This window comes from Kribbella sp. CCNWLW201, assembly GCF_037203805.1.
Lineage (GTDB): Bacteria > Actinomycetota > Actinomycetes > Propionibacteriales > Kribbellaceae > Kribbella.
The window spans coordinates 76,289-95,913 of sequence record NZ_JBBCBQ010000002.1 but is presented as its reverse complement, the minus strand read 5'-3'; the positions used below and the strand labels follow the sequence as shown (position 1 = coordinate 95,913).

Here is a 19,625-nt window from a genome sequence, read left to right as displayed (position 1 = left end):
GCCCTTGGGTGTAGCCGGTTTGTGGTGAGGCTTCGGGGGGTGCTCAGGCTTCAGGTGAGGTGGCCGAGCGGCGCGACGCTGATGCCGGCGCGCTCGCAGACCCAGTGCGGGTCGGGGCCGAGCTCGGGCTCGATCCGGAGTTCGTGGTCGTTGAGGTCGTCGCACGCCGTACAGCGCGGCCAGCGGACGCCGGAGTCGACCAGCCGGTCCTGCACGTCCTGCGCGACCAGCCCGGCGATGTGCTCCGCGCCGTCCGGCCACTGGTCCAGCCACCACTGCCGGCCGGCCACCGCGTCCTCGAGTACCGACACCATCACCGCATCGTCGAATCCCCGCGCAGCCAGGTCGTGCAGCACCATGGCTCGGGCGGTCAGTAACACCCCGGGCTCGTTCATCGCCCTTCAGAGTGCCACGCCGTACCGACAAAACCCCACGCCCCGCGGAGTCGCGTGGCGTGGGGCAGGCCGTGGCCGGCGCCCGTGGGCAGAGGTTGCCTCCTGAGGTTGAGGGTTGCCCGCTCGGAATCCGAGGGGGCAACCCCCGTCCTGAGAGGGCAACCCCCGTGCCGAGGGGGCAACCCCGTGCCGAGGGGGCAACCGTCAGTTGGCGGTGCAGGTGGACGTCGAGTCGATGCGGTCGGCGAGGCGGAGCTCGCGTTCGGCGGCAGTGCGCAGTACGGCGCTGATCCGGGCGCGGATCGCGAGGGTGCGGCGCGGGGCCGGCTCGTCGTACGGCTGCTGCGGAGCGTTCGGAAGAGCCGACTGCGCCAGGTTGCGAGCGTTCTCGACTGCGGTGTTGCCTGCGATGAAGTACGTCATGGTTCTGCTCCCTTCCTGAGAGCGTGTTCGGTCGGCCGGCGACCGGGCGGCCGTCGGAGGTCGTGGTTGAGCAGCCCAGGAACCCGGAGCTGGGTCCTAGGTGTTCTGTGTGGTTGTTACCTGCGAGGTGCGGGTCCGCTGCTGGAGCGGACGACGAGCTGGGTCGGCAGCAGGACCTGGCGGTCCGTGGTCGCCGGGTCGAGCAGGATCCGGCCGACGAGGCGGCCCTTGTCCTTGATCGGCTGGCGGATCGTGGTCAGCCCGGCCGGCTCGGCCGCCGGGATGTCGTCGAATCCGGCCACGGTCAGATCCCGTCCGGGGATCAGTCCGCGGACCTTCATCGCCTCCATCGCACCGAGTGCCTGGACGTCGCTCAGTCCGACGATCGCGGTCGGCCGGTCCTGCGAGTCGAGCACGTACTCGGCTCCCTTGAGACCGGAGTTGAAGGCGTTGTGACCGCCGGAGACCAGCCGCAGTCGCGCGTCCGGCAGCTTCTTCTGCAGGCCCTGGATCCGCGCCTCGCAGTCGGTGCAGCCGATCTCGTCGAAGTCCACGTCCACCGCGGAGTCGACGGCCTGCTCGCCCTTGTCGTCGACCAGTACGACGATGTCGCGGTGACCGAGCCGGGCCAGGTGCTCGCCCAGTTTCGCGGCCGCCTCGACCTCGTCGATCGCGACCCAGGACAGGTCCGCGTGGTCACCGCGGTCGGTCGACACGGCCGGGATGCCGCGTGCGGTGAGAATGTCCACCGCGGGGTGGCCGCCCGGGACGCAGAAGATCGCTGCCGCGTCGATGGCCGCCTGCTGGACCGCGTTGCTGCCGCCGACGATGTCGGCCGAGCTGAGCGGCATCAGCAGCAGGCTGGTGCGGAACTCCTCGGCGACCTCAGCCAGTCCGGCCAGGAAGCCGACCGCGTACGGATCGGAGAACGCGTAGGCCAGCTTGTCGGTGAACAGCACCCCGATCGCACCGGCCTTTCCGCTGCGCAGGGCTCGCGCCGACGCGTCCGGTCCGGCGTACCCGAGCTCGTGGGCGGTGGCCAGAATCCGCTCGCGCAGCGCGGCGGAGAGCTGGTCGGGCTTGTTGTAGGCGTTGGAGACGGTCGACGGGGACACCCCGACGGCCTGCGCCACGGTCTTGAGCGTGACTCCCGCCATCTCTCGTCATCCTCTCCCTGAACTGGTCTTCTGTATCGATCTTCTAGATCGTTCTAGAAAAACGATACAGAAGACTCTCCGGGGGTGCAACACCTATTTTCGGCCGGGCGGGATGGAGGGGGCGTACCGACGAACGGGTAGTGATCGGCTCGACCGGGAGGGCTCACGCGGGGGCTGGTTGGGACGTCGGGGCTGAGGGCGACTACTACCCGTCGGTCGGTACGGCTCCGGGGTCTGTGCGGGATGATGGGCGGCATGGGGTCGTTGCTGGAGGTCATCGCGCTGCATCCGGCGGATGCGGAGGCGGCACAAGAGGGTGGGGCGGACCGGCTGGAGTTGTGCGCGTCGATGGAGGCGGACGGGCTGTCGCCGTCGGTGTCGACGGTGAGTGCGATCCGGCGCTCGACCGACCTGCCGCTCCGGGTGATGCTGCGCTTGTCCGACTCCTTCACCACCAACGGCGCCGAGCTCAACCGGCTGACCGCGATGGCGCAGTCCTATTTGTCTGCCGGTGCGGATGGGTTCGTGTTCGGCTTCCTGACACCGGACAACGAGGTGGACGTCGAGTCGACGGCCGCACTGGCCAGCACGTTCGCCAGTACGCCGTGGACGTTCCACCGTGCGATAGACGCCGTACTGGAGCAGCGTCCTGCTTGGCGTGCACTGCGGACGCTGCCCGGGCTGGACTGTGTATTGACGGCCGGGTCGTCGCTCGGGGTCGGGACCGGGTTGGATGATCTGTGCAAGCTGGCCAAGGACGATCCGGCGGTGGCGAAGGTGATGATGGTGGGCGGTTCGCTGCAACCGGAGCACGTGCCTTGGCTGTACCAGAGCGGCGTACGGCGCTTCCACGTCGGCTCGTCGGTCCGCCAGGACGGCTCGTGGACGAAGGCGTACGTGAACTCGCGCTTCGTCCGGGCCTGGCGCAACCTGCTCGACGCCCAGGACAGCCGGGACTCTGACGCGTGATCCTGATCGACCCACCGGCCTGGCCCGCGTGGAACAGAGTCTGGTCCCACCTGGTCAGCGACGAGTCGTACGACGAACTCCACGCCTTCGCCCAAGCCGCCGGCATCCCCGCCCGCGGCTTTGACCGCGACCACTACGACGTCCCCTCCGACCGCTACGACGACCTCATAGCCGCCGGCGCCATCCCCGTCTCCAGCCGAGAACTAGTCCACCGCCTAACCACCGCCGGCCTCCGCCGCCGCAAGGGAACCTAATCCCCGGCCCCAACGAAGCAGGGCAATCGTTTGCAGCAAGCTGCGATGACCGTTAGTGCTCTTGACATGACGATGCGTAGGCGTTGATTCTCGTACGGCGCCGCTCGTGGCTGGGGACGTGAGGTTCACGGGGCCGACGCTGACTGGGTTCGAGTACGACGCCGCGGGCCGGGTGATCTCGAGCCGTGATCCGCGCGGCAGCGTGGCCGGTAACGCACCCGAGGACTACACCACCCACTACACCTACGATGCCGCCGGCAACGTCCTGACGGTCACGAACCCGGACGACAGCGTGTCCAGCAACGTCTACGACGAGGTCGGAAAGCTGGCCGGCACAACGACGCAGGACTCTGCCGGGAAGGTCCTGTCGAAGGCCGGGTACAAGTACGACGCGGCCGGTCGCGTGGTCGAGGTCTCCGACGCCGCTGGCGTGACCGCGACGTCGAAGTACGACTCGCGCGGCAATCGCATCGAGTCCACGGACGCGATCGGCGCGAAGACGACGTACACCTATGACTCGATGAACCGTGTGGCCACGACGACGACGCCGCGCGGTCACGAGACCGGAGCCGATCCCGCCGCGTACACCTGGTCGTACACCTACGATGCCAACGGCAACCCGCTCACGAAGACGGATGGCGCCGGCCGCAAGACGAGTCAAACCTTTGACGCGCTCAATCGGGTCAGCACGACCACTTCGCCGGCCGGTGCGGTCACGACGACCACGTACGATGGCGCAGGCAATGTCTTGACGTCAAAGGACGCCCTCGGCCAGATCACCACGAACACCTATGACGCGGTCGGTCGTCTACAGAGCTCCGCGCTGCCGTCGTTGCAGCCGACGACATTCACCTACGACCTGGACGGTCACCGGCTGTCGATGAAGTCGCCGAGTGGCGGTTCGTTGACGACCTGGACGTACGACGCCGACGGTCGCCAGCTCACCCAGACCGACCCGCGTGGCAACGTCACCGGGGGCGTACCGGCGGATCACACGACGAAGTTCGGGTACGACGCCGCCGGGAATCTGACCACCCAGACCGACAAGCTCGGACGCATCACGACGCGCACCTACGACCCGTCGAACAACATGGTGAGCGAGCGTGACGCACGCGGATCCACGACCACGTCGACGTACGACGCTTTGCATCGGCTGACCTCGGTGACGTCGCCGGCCGGTCCAGCGACCACGTCGTACAGCTATGACCTGGTCGGCAACCTCGTCGAGCGCAGGGACGCTCGGGGCGGGGTGACGAAGTACGGCTACAACGCTCGCGCCGAGCTGATCTCGGTCACGGATCCGCTGGACCGCAAGCAGACGTACGGGTACGACCTCGAGGGCAACGTCACCGAGATCATCAAGGCCCGGGGGTACGCGTCCGGCGATCTGCCGACGTACACGATCAAACAGGCCTACGACCAGCGCGGTCTTCGCATCTCGCGGACCACTGCGTCCGCGGCGGCGAATGCGACGTATGGCTACAACGCGGATGGTCACATGACCTCGTTCAGCGACGTCACGGGTACGACGACGCTGACGGTGGATGCGGTCGGACAACTCAAGGGTGTCGCGCATCCGCAGGGCAATTACTCCTACACCTACACGCCTTATGGGGCTGTAGCGACGCGGGTCCAGCCGGGGTCGGTCACCGCGACATACACCCACGACACCGATGGTCGTCCGATCACGATGGTCGCCGACGCGCAGACGACCAAGTTCGGATACGACGCCGACAGTCACCTGACCTCGGTGGTGTATCCGGCTACCAGCGGCTACACCCAAACCCGGACCTACGACCGGTCCGGCGCTGTGTCAGCCATCGTGAACCAGAAGTCCGGTGTCACCACGCCGCTGAGCCGCTACGACTACGTTCGCGACGCCGCCGACAACCCGACGTCGATCAAGCGCACCCGCGGGACGACGATCTACAACGAGGCCTTCGAGTACGACGCCGCCAACCGCATCACTCGCAACTGCGTTGCCGTGACGGTGTGCACGTCGGCGACGCAGTACGTCAACTACAGCTACGACAACAACGGCAACCGCCTCACCGAGCAACGCGTCGGCACGACCACACCGGGAACCATCAGCTACACCTACGACGCCGCGAACCAGATGATCAACCGAACCAATGTTGACGGTTCGGTCGTCCCCTTGACCTACAACGCAGACGGTCAACTCGAGGGCAACCGGAAGTGGGATGTCCTTGGCCGGATCACCGAGGAAACGACCGGTTCCCAGACCACGACGTTCACCTACGACGCAATGGACCTCCGTCGTACCGCGGGGACGAAGAAGCTTTCGTGGGACATCAACAACCCACTGCCGATGCTCGGCGTGGAAACCCGCACCGACGGCAGTCTTTGGCGTCACCGCTACGCACCTGACGGATCAGCGGTCGACGTCGAGCACCCTGGCAAGTCCTACCCACGCTCACTGCTGTTCCCAGACGCGATCGGCAGCGTCACCGACGTACTCGACCAAGCCGGCGGCGCCCGCTGGCGCTACGGCTACGAACCCTTCGGCGCCAAACGAACCAACGAGAAACTCAACACCATCGCCGAAGACCCAGCCCTCGGCTTCACCGGCGCCTACCGCGAATCCACCGGCAACTACCACCTCCGCGCCCGAGACCTCCACCCCTGGGGCACCTTCCTCTCCCCAGACCCCCTCACTCCAGCCATCACCGACCCCTACATCACGCCCTACGCCTACGCCAACCAGCAACCCACCCTGCTTACGGACCCGAGCGGTCTCATCCCCGACCTCCCCGGCTGGCTCCAAGAAGGCCTGGTCGGCGCCTACGGCGGCATCATCGAGACCGGCGCGATGATGCCCCTCGGCCAGCCAGTCGACATGCTCTACCGCCTAGGCACCGGCAAAAGCCAAGCCGAGTGGTACTACCACTTCACCGACAAGCACTACGGCATCGACGGCACCTCCACCACCTCCCAAATCGCCTCCGCCGTAGTCCCCGCCCTCATCCCCGTAGGCGGCGGCGCTGGCGTCGCCTGCAGACTAGCCACCGTCGAACGCTTCGGCTTCGTATTCAGCAAGTCTCGAGTCCCGGCCGAAGTAGCCGCGACCGGTGGAGAGAGGGTTCTCTGGACCAGTTCGCAGAACTATCCGAAGGTCGTCGCAGACGGCCAGGAGTACGCCAGGATTGGAAGTCGCCTCTACTCGAGGCACGCCGTCGATCGTATGCAACCGAGTGGGCTGCGATACTCAGCCAAACCTGGTCCGGGGGAAGGTGGACGGACCGGCGGCGTGCCACAGATCGTGCAGGCCGGCGGTGACTACGGCCGCAGTGTGTCCCCCAATTTCGTGGAAGACGCGATTCGGCGAACGCCCGGAGTTGTGCAAGAGAATGGGAATATCATCCATAATGCAGGTGGCCTCCAGGTCATCTTGAGCCCGGAGGGGCGTGTCGTGACAGTGATGACGAATTGAGCAATGCTGAGGTTGCAGCGGAGCTTGAGGCGCTTCGGCGGGCGTTCTTGTCTGGTGACGTGGGCGTAGACGACATTGGGTCGGCGTTCGAGCGACTGACGCTCAGTCTGCCGCGCGGTGTGGCGTCAGATGAGCGGGCGCTGGCGGCTCTCGTCAACGACATAGAACGTATCCGGTTCACACGGCTGCCAGAGACCCAGCTTGCCGATATCGGGGAGATCCTGAGCCAAGCCGTTGACATCTTCGCCAGATTCGATCCAGCCAGCCCGTCGGATGAATCTGGAGTGTAGATGTGTGCACGCCGTGCGGAACGGCGGACATTGAAAAGCGCCCGGATCCTTGGGGATCCGGGCGCTTGGGTTAGTCGAGCAGTTCTGTCACTGTGCCGGCGGCGACCGTGTGGCCGCCTTCGCGGACGGCGAAGCCTAGGCCTTGGTTCATGGCGATGGGCTTCTCGAGTTCTACTGTGAGGTCGATCGTGTCGCCGGGCATGACCAGGGTGATGTCACCGAGGTCGATGCCGCCGGACACGTCCGTCGTACGGAAGTAGAACTGCGGGCGGTAGTCCGGGCCGAAGGGGCTGTGACGGCCGCCTTCGGCGGTGGACAGGGCGTGCAGTTGCGCCCGGAACTTCCGGTGCGGTTGCACGCTGCCCGGCAACGCCACCACCTGGCCGCGACGGACCTCGTCGCGCTTGACGCCACGCAGTAGCACGGCCGCGTTGTCGCCCGCCTCCGCGGACTCCAGCGACTTCCCGAACGTCTCCATGCCGATCGCCGTACTGGTGACCGTCGGACCGAGCCCGACCACCTCGACCGTGTCGCCGAGCTTCAGCGAACCACGCTCGACCGCACCGGTGACCACGGTGCCGCGGCCGCTGATGGTGAGGACGTTCTCGATCGGCATCAGGAACGGCTCGCCCAGCTCGCGGTCCGGGGTCGGCACGTAGCTGTCGACCGCGTCCAGCAGTTCCCCGATCGCGGCGCTCCAGTCCGGGTCGCCCTCGAGCGCCCGCAGGCCGGAGACGCGGACGACGGGGACGTCGTCGCCCGGGAAGCCGTACTCCGTCAGGAGTTCACGGACCTCCAGCTCGACCAGGTCGAGCAGTTCGGGGTCGTCGACGGTGTCCGCCTTGTTCAGCGCGACCACCAGGTACGGCACGCCCACCCGGCGCGCGAGCAGTACGTGCTCACGCGTCTGCGGCATCGCGCCGTCCTGTGCGGAGACGACCAGGATCGCGGCGTCCACCTGGGCGGCGCCGGTGATCATGTTCTTGACGTAGTCGGCGTGTCCGGGCATGTCGACGTGCGCGTAGTGCCGGGTGGCGGTCTCGTACTCGACGTGCGAGATGTTGATGGTGATCCCGCGTGCGACCTCCTCCGGCGCCCGGTCGATCCCGTCGAACGCGACGAACCGGTTGACGCCCGGGTCGCGCTCGGCGAGCACCTTGGTGATCGCGGCGGTGAGGGTGGTCTTGCCGTGGTCGACGTGACCCATCGTGCCGATGTTGAGGTGCGGCTTGGTCCGCACGAACTGGCTCTTGGCCATGACTGTCTATTTCCTTTGCGTGTCAGAAGATTCGATCGAGCCAGGACCCCCGGCTCTCTTCCGCAGCGCTGTCACCGCACGGGAGGGGGCCGGTGAGCGGTCCACCCTCCTCCGCGGGTCCTGCTCAGCAGGAGGAGGGTCAGCGTCGCGCGCCGGTGAAGGTTGCTGAATCAGCTGACGTCGCCCACGTGGGAGCGCCCGTCAGGCCGGTGCCTGACAGGTCGTGCTCGAAAACCACGCGGAACATGTGCATCACGGTAGGCAGTAACGCTGCCCGGGGCAACGGAATTCCCGATGGGATACGACGCTGTGCCTCGGAGGGACCGGGGTCAGTTGAGGGCGAAGAGGCGCGTGCCGTCGGAGAAGACGGGGCGGGCGCCGGCGACGGTGACGGCCGGCTTGTTGCAGGTGACCTCTTCGGACTGGGCGACCGATTCGGCGGTCGGGCCGGCCAGGATGGGCCGGGGCTGGATGCCGGTGGTGCCGATCATCACCGGCGAGCAACTGCCGTTGGTCTGGGGCATCAGGGTGACCACACGACCGTCGGGCAGTAGGCCGAACCCGTCCCGCGGGTACTCAGGCTGCTGCAGCTTCGGCGGCACCTGCAACAGGTGGTGCCACTGCGGTGTCCCGTCCGCCGGGCTGACCGCTGAGACGTCGTACGTCTGCGGCTGACCGGGATCAGTGGCGTTCCGGCACGTGACCATCACCAGTGAGGCGTGCGTGGCGGCGAGTTGCGCGTCACACGACGACGACCCGAGTCGTGGGCGTGGTGTGCCCGGCACCGGCGTCGTCCAGCTGACGCGGCCCTCGCCGACGTCGACAGCCCACTGGTAGAGCGTGCCACCGGCTGCACCGGTCCAGATGAGGCCGGCGACCTCACGAGTGTCAGGTACGGCGACCAGGTCACCGACCCACGTGGCCGGGTCCAGTTCGGCACTGAGGTCGAACCGGTTGCTCAGGTCGACCTCCCACCGCTGGTCGCCGTTCTTCATGTCCAGGCCGCGTACGAAGGCGCCGTTGCCACCACACGCGTCGACGACGACAGCCTGGTCACCCATGAGCTCGCCCTGCGTCACGTTGCAGCGCAGTTGGGTCCGCCAATGCGTCGGACTGCTCACGCCGTGCGCGACGACGTAGTTGTCCTCTGCCACCAGCAGTTGGTTCGCGTCGACCGCGAGAGCCGTGCCGTCCGTGTGGACCTCGGTGAGAACCTTCCCGCTCATTGCGTCCAGTACGGCGTACGTCGGAAGGTCGATGCCACTCGGTGCACGGGTTCCGGCGTATGGCAGGTGGGCTGCAAGAGTGCGGCCGTCACTGGAGACCAAGAGGCCCCTGGAACCGCTGTCGGCCGCGTCCTCGACGTCGGCCCGGGAGTACCGCCACCGGATCTGACCGGTGTTCGCGTCGGACATGACGACGCCGTCCGGCCGCAGTTCGGCGACTCCACCCGCCGTACCGGCGATGGCGCCGGAGGCGGGCACCTCGCGACTCCAGGCGAGGGCTCCGTCGAGTTGGACCGGCTGTTGTTCGGGCTTGGTGGTTGTGGTGGTGCTGACCGTGTTGGCAGTCTCCAGACGGGCCTGGACGAACGGCTCGCCGGCGGACACCACGATCCAGGCAAGCAGTGATCCGCACACCACGGTCAGCCCGAGACTCAGCAGACGGGGTGGAGCTTGCGCGTACGCCGGTGCGAGTCGCAGCCGTCGTGCCAGGGCCAGCAGCGCGCCGGCGAGCACCAGGGCCACAGACGCGAGCAGGAGGTACGGCCACCGCTCGGACATCGCCGCACCGGGTTGTGCCGCCGGCCAGCGCCACCAGCACAGGCCGACCGCGATCAGTCCGACCACAGCGAAGCCCAGAGCGGGTACGGTCACCAGTCGCGGCTGCGCACGGCGAAACCACGCACACGCCAGTCCGGCGGACAACGCCGTACCCGCGATGGGTGCCCAGACCGGGAAGCCGCTGATCTGGTCCGGGTCGGCGGGCCACTTCGGGGCCGCACCGAGACCACGTCCGAGCAGGACCGAGGCAGCCACGACCGCACCGAGGGCGGCACCGAAGTACACGACCGGGACCAGCCCGCCGATCGGCCGGGCCGCCTTAGGGCCCAGCGACTCGATCTCCCGGGAGATGTTGTCCCGGGCCGCCTGTTCCCAGTCGTCGTGGCCGCTCGCGGTGGCGTACAACCTGGTGTCGGCCAGGCCCCGCAGGAACGAGATCCGGCCGCGGGCGAAGTCGCGGTCGCTGATGTGCGCGTATTCCTGCCGGATCCCCTCGGCGTACTCGTCGTACCGCTCGGGGGACAGGCTGAGGATGCGCAGGTCGGCGTCGCACAGGACCGCGCCGTTCGCGTCGTCGGGGTCGCAGTCGTGTTTCGCGGTCAGCCGGACCAGCCGGCCGATCTCCTCGACCCGCTCGGCGTCGACGCCGTACGCGGCCAGTTCGAGCTCGGCCAGCTGGGCCGAGACCTCCTCGTTCTCGCCGGGGTCGGCCTGCGGGTCGTAGATCGCGTCGTGGAACCAGGCGGCCAGCCGGACCGTGTCGGCGTCGCCGGCGGAGTCGGCCAACGCGTCGATGGTCTCCAGCACCTCGGTCAGGTGCCGCTGATCGTGATAGTGGCGATGTTGCTCTGCGTAACGAGCCAGCAGATCATCGCCCAACGGCTGCGCGTGCGGCAGCAGGCGATTCCACTGGTCGCGCAGGTCCATGGCTGGGAGTCTCGCACCCGGTGGGAGCCTGGACCGACCGATCCGGGGCTCCCGGATAGTCTCGTGGCCAAAGCGATATCGGCTCGTCACCTGACCGGCGCGATGGGTGCGTCCGGCATCGAATCCCACCGATGCAATTGCGGTCCAGATCACACTGATCTGGCCTTGTGGGACGAGGTGACAAGGATCTGGAGGTTCGATGCGATTCGGCTTGGTCGGCACGGGACCGTGGGCGAACCTGACGCACGGCCCCGGTCTGCGCGCCGCCGCGGACGCGGAACTGGTCGGTGTCTGGGGCCGGGACGCCGGGAAAACCGCCGCGATCGCGGCCGCCCTGGAGGTCTCGCCGTACGGCGACTACGCGGAGTTACTGGAATCGGTCGACGCGGTCGCGTTCGCGGTACCGCCGAAGGTGCAGGCGTCGATGGCGCTCGAGGCCGCCGCCATCGGCAAGCATCTCCTGCTCGACAAGCCGGTCGCCGACTCGCTCGACGACGCCCGGGCGCTGGCCGACGAGGTCGCGAACGAGGGGATCGCGTCGGTGGTCTTCTTCACCCACCGGTTCGAGCCGCCGATGCGGAAGTTCTTCGCCGAGGTGCAGTCGAGGGGTGGGTGGAAGGGCGGCTGGTCCCGGATGCTCGCCGCACTCGATGCCCCGGGCAACCCGTTCACGAACTCGCCCTGGCGGCGGGAGCAGCGCGGCGCGCTCTGGGACGTCGGACCGCACGCGCTGTCCAACCTGACCGCGATGCTCGGCCCGATCACCGAGCTGACGGCCGTCGGCGGCGAAGGTGACCTGGTGCACCTCGTCGTACGGCACGAGTCGGGCGCGACCAGTACGGCGAGCCTCTCGCTGTTCGCCCCACCCGAGGGCAGCAACTTCGAGACCGGCGTCTGGGGCGAGTCCGGTACGGCGATCCTGCCGGAGAGCGAAACCCCCTATGTGGACTCGTTCCAGCTGGCCGTCGAGGAGCTGGTCGCCGCAGCCGAGTCCGGCGAGTCACACCCGGTCGACGTAGCCTTCGGCACCCGCGTAGTCGAACTACTCGCTTCCGCCGAGGAGCAGCTCAACGCAGGGCGATGATGGTGTCGGGGCCTGAGACCAGGACCAGGTTGCCGATGGCTCGGGCGTCGCGGCTGCAGGAGATGCCGGTGGGGAGACGGACCTGGCGGAAGCCGGTCTGACTGATCACGTTGGCCCAGCAGGCGTCCGAGCTGCGGCTGAGTGAGACCACCCGGCCGTCGGCGGTGATGGTGACCTTCATCCGCGGGCTGACCGGTGCGCTCGTCTGCCAGGCCGTCTGACCGGTGGTGGCGTCGATCGCGGTGACCAGGGTCGTGCCGTTCTCGAGTTTCCTCGCGGCCGGGCAGTCCACCACGATCAGGTATCTGCCGGCCGCGTTGAGCAGGGTCCGGCACGCCCAACCGCCCGGCACCGGCCACCGCCACTTCGTCTCGCCGGTCCGCGGGTCGATCGCGGTGAGAGCAGCAGGTACGTCGCTGTCCCCGCCGGGCTCGGCCACGACGACCAGACCGGCCACGACGACCGGCCGGCGGTAGTTGTCGCTCGACTCCTTGGTCCACAGCTTCTTGCCGGACTTCAGGTCGAGGCCGACCATCTCGTCGCGCTCGTCACCGCAGCTCCGGCTGAGGAAGGTGACCACGGTGTCGGTGGTCCCGACAGCACCGATACTCGTGCAGCGGCCCGGCTCGAACGTCCACCGGTCGTGGCCGTCCGGGTCGACACCGCGGAGCTTGTCGGAGCCGCGGGCGACGCGTTCGCCGGTCAGCAGCGGTTCGGCCTGCTGGATGAGGTGGTCGCGAGTACGGCCCGGCCAGGCCGCCTTGCGCTCGCCGGTGTTGGCGTCGAGCAGCAGAAAGCCGATGTCGGCGAACTCTGCGAGCACGTAGTCGCCATCGCCGGTTGCCACGATGTCTGGTTTCTCGTCCGAGTCGGACCGGCTGTAGCGCCACCGCAGTACGCCGGTCGCCGCGTCGAGCACCTCGATCGCGCCGGACTGTCGTGGGATGGCGATGCCGTATCGGGTGCCGATCGCCTCCTCGGCGCCCGACCCCCGCACTGACTTGCTGACCCACGCGACGTTGCCGTCCAGGGTGGAGGCTGAGGCCTTCCCGGCTGGGCGACGGGCGTCTTCGACCCGCTCATTGGAACTGAGTACGTAGTTGCGTGCCAGCGGCTGGACGATCAGCAGGAGGACGAGTGCCACCACTGCCGGCACTGCCAGCCAGGCGAGTTGCTGGCCGAGGTTCCTGGACGGGAGGAAGCGGGCAGCCCTGATGCGGAGGAGTGAGGCGACCAGCGCTGCTGTGCCGGCCAGGAGGAGTAGGAGCAGGGCTGAGATGAGCAGAGGCACTCTGAGGCCTACGCCCAAGGCTGGGTTGATTCTGGGCACTCGAGCCCACGCCACGAGCAGTCCGGTCACTGCAACCGCTACTACGGTGCCTGCGATGAGTCGTGAGCGCTGGCTGGCGCTGCGGGCGCAGCGGAACAGTACGACGGCGCTGAGGAACGCAACCACGGCCAAGATGACGGGAGGCCAGCCGACCTCGTCTTCGGCAGCCGGGACCTCCCAGGAGGCGCCGGACGCGGCGATGGCGACGACTGCGGCCGCGATCGCGCTGAAGGTGGCTGTGGCGGTGAGTGCGGCCTGTTGCCAACCACGCCAGGGTGCTGGCAGCTCACTGTCCAGTCCGGCGAGCTCTGTCTCGAGGTTGACGCGTGCGACTGGGCTGAGGCGTTGCCGGGCCAGCTGGGTCCGGTAGAGGTGGCCGTCGAGCAGTTCGCGGACCTCGTCATACCGGTGCTCTAGTGCTGACTTCCGGTCGGTGGCGTCACGGCGTACCTCGGATGTGTGGATGGCGTACCGGCTGGGGTCGGCGGCGAGGATGGCGTTGACGGCGTCGAGGAGTACGTCGCCGTTCGCGTCGCGCCGGGGTGGTGCGTAGGCATCGGGTGGTGGTGCGGCCAGGTCGCCGGTGAGGCGGATCAGACGGGCGACCTCGGCGATGCGGATGGGCGGTACGCCGTACTGCGGGAGGAGCTCCTCGGCCAGCCGGGCGGAGGCCTCGGCGTCTTCGGCCGGAGTGCCGCCGGGCTCGTGCACGGCCCGGTGGAACCACGCGGCCAGGCGCACGGAGGTGGGGTCGGTGGAGAGCTGGATGAGAGAGTCGAGCGCGGTGAGGACGATGTCGAGGTAGTAGTCGCGGTATGCGCGCCGGTTGCGGTCGACGTACCGGGCGACCAGTTCGTCCGCAAGCCGCGCCGAGCCGGGCACCAGCCCGTCCCACCTCACCCGCAGCTCCACCACCGCAACAGTTTGCCAGCCGCACCCCCACAGCAAACGCTCGATCTCCCCACCGAGACCTTGCGGTTGCCGCCCAAGCCCACCTCAGCGGCCGGCCTACTGGCGGGCCGTGAGGATGCCGGTGAGGAGGCCGGGGTAGAGGGTTTCGAGGTCTTCGCGGCGGAGTGAGCTGATCCGGCGGGTGCCTTCGGTGTGGGTGGTGAGGACGCCGGCCTCGCGCAGGATGCGGAGGTGATGGGCCCGGGTGGAGGCGGTGACGGGGAGTTCGATCTCGCCGCACGCGATGCCCTGGGGCGCGTCCGCCAGGGCCCGGATGATCTGCAGCCGGACCGGCTCACCGAGGGCCTGCAGAACCGCCTCGACACGGATCTCGTCCCGCGCCGGCTGCGGCAAAGCCTTCTTACTCATCGTCGTCCTCGCTTCGCTCCGGGCGCCGATGAGGCACGAGCTGGGCTGTGCTTGACGATGAACTCGCTTCGCTCGTTCATGGGTCCATCATACGATGCCGGTCGAAGTTCGATGAACTTCGTAGTACGATCTTCATCGAACTTACCAATCTCACCCGGAAGGTCCCCGATGTCCGCACGGATCTACCTGCTCGGCGCCGGCGCGTTCGCGGTCGGCACCAGCGCGTACGTCGTGTCCGGCGTACTGCCCGACGTCAGCTCCGAGCTCCACGTCTCGCTGACGGCCGCCGGCCAGCTCGCCACCGCGTTCTCCCTCTCGTACGCCATCGGTGCGCCGATCCTGTCCACGCTGACCGGCCGGTGGGAGCGCCGTACCCTCCTGATCGCGGCACTCGTCCTGGCCGCGCTGGGCAACCTCATCGCCGCCGTCGCAACCAACTACCCCGTGCTGATCGCCGGTCGGGTCGTGGCGGCTTTGGGAGCCGCGATGTACACACCTGCGGCCACTCTGTTCGCCACAGCTCTGCTGCCAGCGGAAGAGCGCGGTAGAGCCGTCGCGATCGTGTTCGGCGGTCTCACCTTTGCCCTGGTGCTCGGCGTACCGGCCGGCACCCTGCTAGGCCCCACACTCGGCTACAAGGGCGTCTTCGCCCTCATCACCGTTGTCGCCGTACTGGTTGCCATTGCCGAGCGCGCCGCGTTGCCGAAGGTGGATGCGCCACCTGCGGTCAGTCTGCGGGAGCGGTTCGCGGGTGTGACCGACCGCCGGGTGCAGACCGTGCTGGCGATGTCCGTACTCGGAGTCCTCGCCGCCTTCAGCGTCTACATCTACATCGTGCCGCTGCTCAAGGAGACCGTGCACCTCGGCGGCAGCGCTGTGGGGATCCTGCTGCTCGTCTACGGACTGGGTGCCGTTGTCGGCAACCTGCTCGGCGGCCGGGCGACTGACCGCTTCGGCAGTCTGCGGACCCTGTACGGCGTCCTGCTCGGCAGCATCGTGATGGTGTCGACTCTCGACGTGTCCGCGACGACGGTGGTCGGTGCTGGTGTCGCACTGTTCCTCTGGGGCATGTTCACGTGGGCCTTCAATCCGCCGATCCAGAACCTGCTGCTGGAGCTCGGTGGTGGCCTGCTGATCTCGCTGAACGCGTCCGCGATCTACCTGGGCGCCGGACTGTCCGCAGTGGTCGGCGGTCTGGTCATTCAGCTCGCTGGAATCACCTATCTGCCTCTGGTTGCCGCAGTACTCGACGTAGCCGTGCTCGGCCTGCTCGTCACCCTGCGCCGCGACCCGGCCCTGCAGCGGGTCGAACACCTGGACGAGGAAGCGGAAGTCCTCGCAGTTAGCCCTTGACACTGTCGCGGCTCTGACGCAGTGTTTCACCGATCCTCCCGATCGGTGAATGGATGATTCACGTGCCGAAGCCCGCCCCGCCGCAGCCGCCGACGGATATCGCGGACCGGGTCCGCGCGACGCTGCCGCGGCTGACCGGTGCGCTGCGGCTGGTCGCCGACACCGTGCTCGCGGAGCCGGAGATCGTGGCCGAGCTGTCCACCGCGGCGCTGGCGGAGCGGGCCGGGGTGTCGCAGGCGAGTGTCACCCGGTTCGCGCAGGCGATCGGGCTGGCGAGCTACCAGCAGCTCCGGATCGCGGTGGCGACCCAGCTCGGCCGCGCGACTGTCCCCGGCTGGAGCACCGACCTCGGCCCGGTCATCACCGACGACGACACGCTCAGCCGCGTCGCGACCGTGGTGGCCAACGCCGACATCCGAGCCATCACCCAGACCGTCGACCAGCTCGACCTCAAGGCCCTCGACCGAGCCGCGCACGCACTCGCCTCCGCCGGCCGGATCGACGTGTACGGCGTGGGCGGCAGCTCGACCATCGCCGCCGAACTCGAGATGCGGTTGTTCCGGATCGGCGCGCAGGTCCGGGCCTGGCCCGAGATCCACGGCGCGGCCACCTCCGCCGCGTTGCTCACCGACGCGGACGCCGTGGTCGCGATCTCCCACTCCGGTACGACGGCCGAAGTCCTCGAACCCGTCGAGCTCGCCGGCGATCGCGGCGCGACCACGATCGGCATCACCAGCGATCCGCGGTCGCCACTGGCCGGTGTGGTCGACGAAGTGCTGACCACCGCGGTCCTCGAGACCTCGTTCCGCAGCGGCGGTCTGGCCGCGCGGCACTCCCAACTGGTCGTCACCGACTGCCTCTACATCCGGGTCGCCCAGCTGACCTCGGACCGTGCCGGTGCCGCGATCGACCTCACCGAAGACATCCGAACCAAACACTCCGTCCGCACTCGCCGCCACCGAGGAGACCGACGATGAAGCCCCGCCTCATTCCTGTGTTGCTCACCGCATTGATAGCAGCGGGACTGGTGAGCACACCGGCCGCAGCCCAAGCCGCCACGCCCAAGACGATCCCGGCTCTGACCGGTTGGCAGTCCGCCGCCGGCACCTTCCAGCTCACCCGCGAGAGCCGCATCCTGGTCGATCCCAACCAGCCGGCAGTGCACGATGACGCGGCCACCTTCGCGACTGACGCGAGGGAGTCGACCGGACGCCAGCTGCCCGTTATCCGCAGTACGGCGTCTGGACGTGCAGGGGATGTGGTGATGCGGCTCGACCCGGCCCGTGCGGATCTCGGGGCTGAGGGTTATGAACTGACCGTCGGCAAGACCATGGCGATCACGGCAAAGACCGACGCGGGCGCGTTCTACGGCACGCGCACGGTGCTCCAGTTGCTCAAAGGTACGACGATCCCCGCCGGCCGAGTGGTCGACGTACCGGCGTATGCCGAGCGTGGTGTCGGGGTGTGCGCGTGCTTGATCAACGTATCGACGGCGTGGTTCGAGCGGTTGGTGAAGGACGCGGCGTACCTGAAGCTCAATCAGTTGTGGGTCGAGCTCAAGGTCAAGAGCGACACGCATCCCGAGTCGGTCGAGTGGGGTTACTACACCAAGCCCCAGATCGTCGCTCTGCAACGACTAGCGGACCGCTACCACGTGACGATCGTGCCGGAGGTGAACTCGCCCGGTCACATCGAGCCGTGGATCCGCAACCGGCCGGACCTGCAGCTGACCGACAGCGCCGGCCAGAAGCAGGTCAGCCGGCTCGACATCACCAAGCCCGAGGCGTTCGAGTTCCTGACCGACATCATCGACGAGAACCTGAGTGTGTTCCGTACGCCGTACTGGCACATGGGAGCCGACGAGTACATGCTCGGCTCCGACTACGCCCGCTATCCGCAACTGCTCGCGTACGCCCGGGAGAAGTTCGGGCCGAACGCCGTACCGCAGGATGCGTTCGTCGACTTCATCAACCGGATCAATGCGCACGTGAAGTCGAAGGGCAAGACGCTGCGGATCTGGAACGACGGCATCACCACCGCTGCCACGGTTCCGCTGGATCGCGACATCATCGTCGAGCACTGGCTCGGCAGCGGGGTGAAGCCGAGTGCGCTGCTCGCCGAGGGCCGGAAGGTGATGAACGCGGCGTACGCGCTCTACAACGTGCGCGGCGGGTTCAAGATGAACGCCCAGCAGCTCTACACGTCGGGGTGGACGCCGCTGAAGTTCGACGGCGAGACGGTTGCCGATCGCAACGGCATCGCCGGCGCCAAGATCACGCTGTGGCCGGACAACGGCTCCGGCAACACCGAGAACGAGATCGAGGTCGAGGTCCGGATGCCGTTGCGCTTCATCGCGCAGGCGACCTGGGGCTCGCCGCAGCCCGACCCGGACTACGCCACCTTCACCGCTCGCGCGGACGCGGTCGGCCGTGCGCCCGGCTTCGACAACGTCAACCGTACGCCGGTTGCCGCAGGCACCTACTCGCTAGCTACCGGCGGTAAGTTCCTCGGCCCCAAAGACAACACCGAAGGCGCGCAGCTCACTTTGAGTGCGACCGAGTCCGCCTGGGACGTCACGCCGACCACCGACGGCTACTACACCCTGACCAACCTGGCCTCCGGCAGCTGCGCCGAGTCCCGCCTCGGAACCCGCTATCTCAACACACCGCTCGAGCCGGGTACGGCGATCACCGCGCAAACCTGCGACACGACCAACCGCCTGCAACGCTGGCAACTGGCGAAGTCCGGCGACCGCATCACGTTGGTCAACGCGATCACTCGAATGGTGGCCACCTTCGACGGCAATGGCCTGGTCCAGCAGATCCCGGACGGCCACAGCCCGGCCCCGCTCACCCTCACGCCCGTGGTCCGGTCCACAGCCGCCGTCGACCGTCAGACGGTCACCCCAGGTACTGCGGCCACCCTGACGGTCACCATCACCAACACGACCAAGACGACCGCGACTGGTATCACCGTCACGCCATCCGCCCCGGCCGGCTGGACCATTGCCCCCAGCAATCAATCCGTCGCCACCCTTGCCCCGGCTGCCACGAAGGAGTTCTCCTTCACCGCGACCCCACCCGCGGATGCCGCCGCGTCCACGGTCGCTCTCGGCGCGGTCACGTCGTACACGCAAGAAACTACGACGCACGAGTTTGCGTCGACGGCCGGCGTACGACTGAGTTGTGTGCCGGCGGCAAGTAGTCCGGTGGCGGTCACGTACGTCGACAGCGAAGAGACGGCCGGGGAGGACGGTCGGGCGGTGAACGCGATCGACGGGAACCCGGCGACGTTCTGGCACACCGAGTGGTCCGCCAGTCAGCCCCCGCCGCCGCACGAGATCCAGCTCGATCTGGGTGCGACGAAGTCGGTCTGCGCGGTGACGTACCAGACCCGGCTGAACGCGACGAACGGGCGGATCGCGGACTACGAGATCTACCTGAGCACCGACGGCACGAACTGGGGTGAGCCGGTGGCCAAGGGCACGTTCGGGAACAGCCCGGACGCGAAGTGGGTGCCGATCGCCGCGACGACCGCGCGCTACCTGCGGCTGGTCCAACTGTCCGAAGCGAGCGGGAACCCGTTCGGCACCGCCGCCGAGATCACTGTCGACGCCAAGTGAGGACGACG

15 protein-coding genes are annotated in these 19,625 nt (G+C 68.0%); 8 read left to right on the top strand and 7 right to left on the bottom strand.

What is annotated here, in order from left to right; translation table 11 throughout:
- Positions 1-50: 50 nt before the first annotated feature.
- From V9K99_RS10100 to V9K99_RS10090, 3 genes are all read right to left on the bottom strand, one after another.
- Positions 51-395, bottom strand: coding sequence for a hypothetical protein (locus tag V9K99_RS10100; RefSeq protein WP_337003437.1), 345 nt, complete (start codon positions 393-395; stop codon positions 51-53).
- A 204-nt stretch (positions 396-599) separates the two neighbouring features.
- Positions 600-818 (bottom strand): hypothetical protein, encoded by a 219-nt coding sequence (locus tag V9K99_RS10095; RefSeq protein ID WP_337003435.1) that lies wholly within the window; start codon positions 816-818, stop codon positions 600-602.
- A gap of 116 nt (positions 819-934) precedes the next feature.
- Positions 935-1,975 (bottom strand): LacI family DNA-binding transcriptional regulator, encoded by a 1,041-nt coding sequence (locus V9K99_RS10090; RefSeq protein ID WP_337003433.1) that lies wholly within the window; start codon positions 1,973-1,975, stop codon positions 935-937.
- Between the two features lie 255 nt (positions 1,976-2,230).
- Here V9K99_RS10090 and V9K99_RS10085 point away from each other — a divergent pair, with 255 nt between their 5' ends.
- The 4 genes from V9K99_RS10085 (at position 2,231) to V9K99_RS10070 (ending at position 6,939) form a co-directional block, all read left to right on the top strand.
- The gene (locus V9K99_RS10085; protein WP_337003431.1) at positions 2,231-2,944 is read left to right on the top strand and encodes a copper homeostasis protein CutC; all 714 of its coding nucleotides are present in this window, start codon (positions 2,231-2,233) and stop codon (positions 2,942-2,944) included.
- The gene (locus tag V9K99_RS10080) at positions 2,941-3,198 is read left to right on the top strand and encodes a DUF4031 domain-containing protein (RefSeq protein ID WP_337003429.1); all 258 of its coding nucleotides are present in this window, start codon (positions 2,941-2,943) and stop codon (positions 3,196-3,198) included. Before V9K99_RS10085 ends, V9K99_RS10080 begins: the two co-directional genes overlap by 4 nt.
- Before the next feature lie 118 nt (positions 3,199-3,316).
- Positions 3,317-6,649, top strand: a complete 3,333-nt coding sequence (locus tag V9K99_RS10075) for an RHS repeat-associated core domain-containing protein (protein ID WP_337003427.1) — start codon at positions 3,317-3,319, stop codon at positions 6,647-6,649.
- Positions 6,646-6,939: a hypothetical protein gene (locus V9K99_RS10070; RefSeq protein WP_337003425.1), complete on the top strand. Its 294-nt coding sequence runs from the start codon at positions 6,646-6,648 to the stop codon at positions 6,937-6,939. The genes V9K99_RS10075 and V9K99_RS10070 overlap by 4 nt, the downstream gene beginning before the upstream one ends.
- 70 nt (positions 6,940-7,009) lie before the next feature.
- Here V9K99_RS10070 and tuf read toward each other — a convergent pair whose 3' ends face one another.
- Both tuf and V9K99_RS10060 read right to left on the bottom strand, forming a co-directional pair.
- A complete protein-coding gene (tuf, locus tag V9K99_RS10065; protein WP_337003423.1) occupies positions 7,010-8,197 on the bottom strand; it encodes an elongation factor Tu in 1,188 nt (395 codons plus the stop codon).
- Between the two features lie 329 nt (positions 8,198-8,526).
- A complete protein-coding gene (locus V9K99_RS10060) occupies positions 8,527-10,908 on the bottom strand; it encodes a hypothetical protein (RefSeq protein ID WP_337003421.1) in 2,382 nt (793 codons plus the stop codon).
- A gap of 199 nt (positions 10,909-11,107) precedes the next feature.
- Here V9K99_RS10060 and V9K99_RS10055 point away from each other — a divergent pair, with 199 nt between their 5' ends.
- Positions 11,108-11,992, top strand: coding sequence for a Gfo/Idh/MocA family protein (locus V9K99_RS10055; protein ID WP_337003419.1), 885 nt, complete (start codon positions 11,108-11,110; stop codon positions 11,990-11,992).
- On the opposite strand, the gene V9K99_RS10050 is transcribed toward V9K99_RS10055, so the two are convergent.
- Both V9K99_RS10050 and V9K99_RS10045 read right to left on the bottom strand, forming a co-directional pair.
- On the bottom strand, positions 11,976-14,237 hold the full coding sequence (locus tag V9K99_RS10050) for an outer membrane protein assembly factor BamB family protein (protein WP_337003418.1): 2,262 nt from the start codon (positions 14,235-14,237) through the stop codon (positions 11,976-11,978). The two genes, V9K99_RS10055 and V9K99_RS10050, sit on opposite strands and share 17 nt — an antisense overlap.
- 93 nt (positions 14,238-14,330) lie before the next feature.
- Positions 14,331-14,642, bottom strand: coding sequence for an ArsR/SmtB family transcription factor (locus tag V9K99_RS10045; RefSeq protein ID WP_337003417.1), 312 nt, complete (start codon positions 14,640-14,642; stop codon positions 14,331-14,333).
- A 168-nt stretch (positions 14,643-14,810) separates the two neighbouring features.
- Here V9K99_RS10045 and V9K99_RS10040 point away from each other — a divergent pair, with 168 nt between their 5' ends.
- The 3 genes from V9K99_RS10040 (at position 14,811) to V9K99_RS10030 (ending at position 19,617) form a co-directional block, all read left to right on the top strand.
- On the top strand, positions 14,811-15,995 hold the full coding sequence (locus tag V9K99_RS10040; protein WP_337003416.1) for an MFS transporter: 1,185 nt from the start codon (positions 14,811-14,813) through the stop codon (positions 15,993-15,995).
- Between the two features lie 62 nt (positions 15,996-16,057).
- On the top strand, positions 16,058-16,972 hold the full coding sequence (locus tag V9K99_RS10035; protein ID WP_337003414.1) for a MurR/RpiR family transcriptional regulator: 915 nt from the start codon (positions 16,058-16,060) through the stop codon (positions 16,970-16,972).
- Entirely contained in the window at positions 16,969-19,617 is a 2,649-nt protein-coding gene (locus tag V9K99_RS10030; protein WP_337003412.1) for a family 20 glycosylhydrolase, read from the top strand. The genes V9K99_RS10035 and V9K99_RS10030 overlap by 4 nt, the downstream gene beginning before the upstream one ends.
- Positions 19,618-19,625 lie beyond the last annotated feature (8 nt).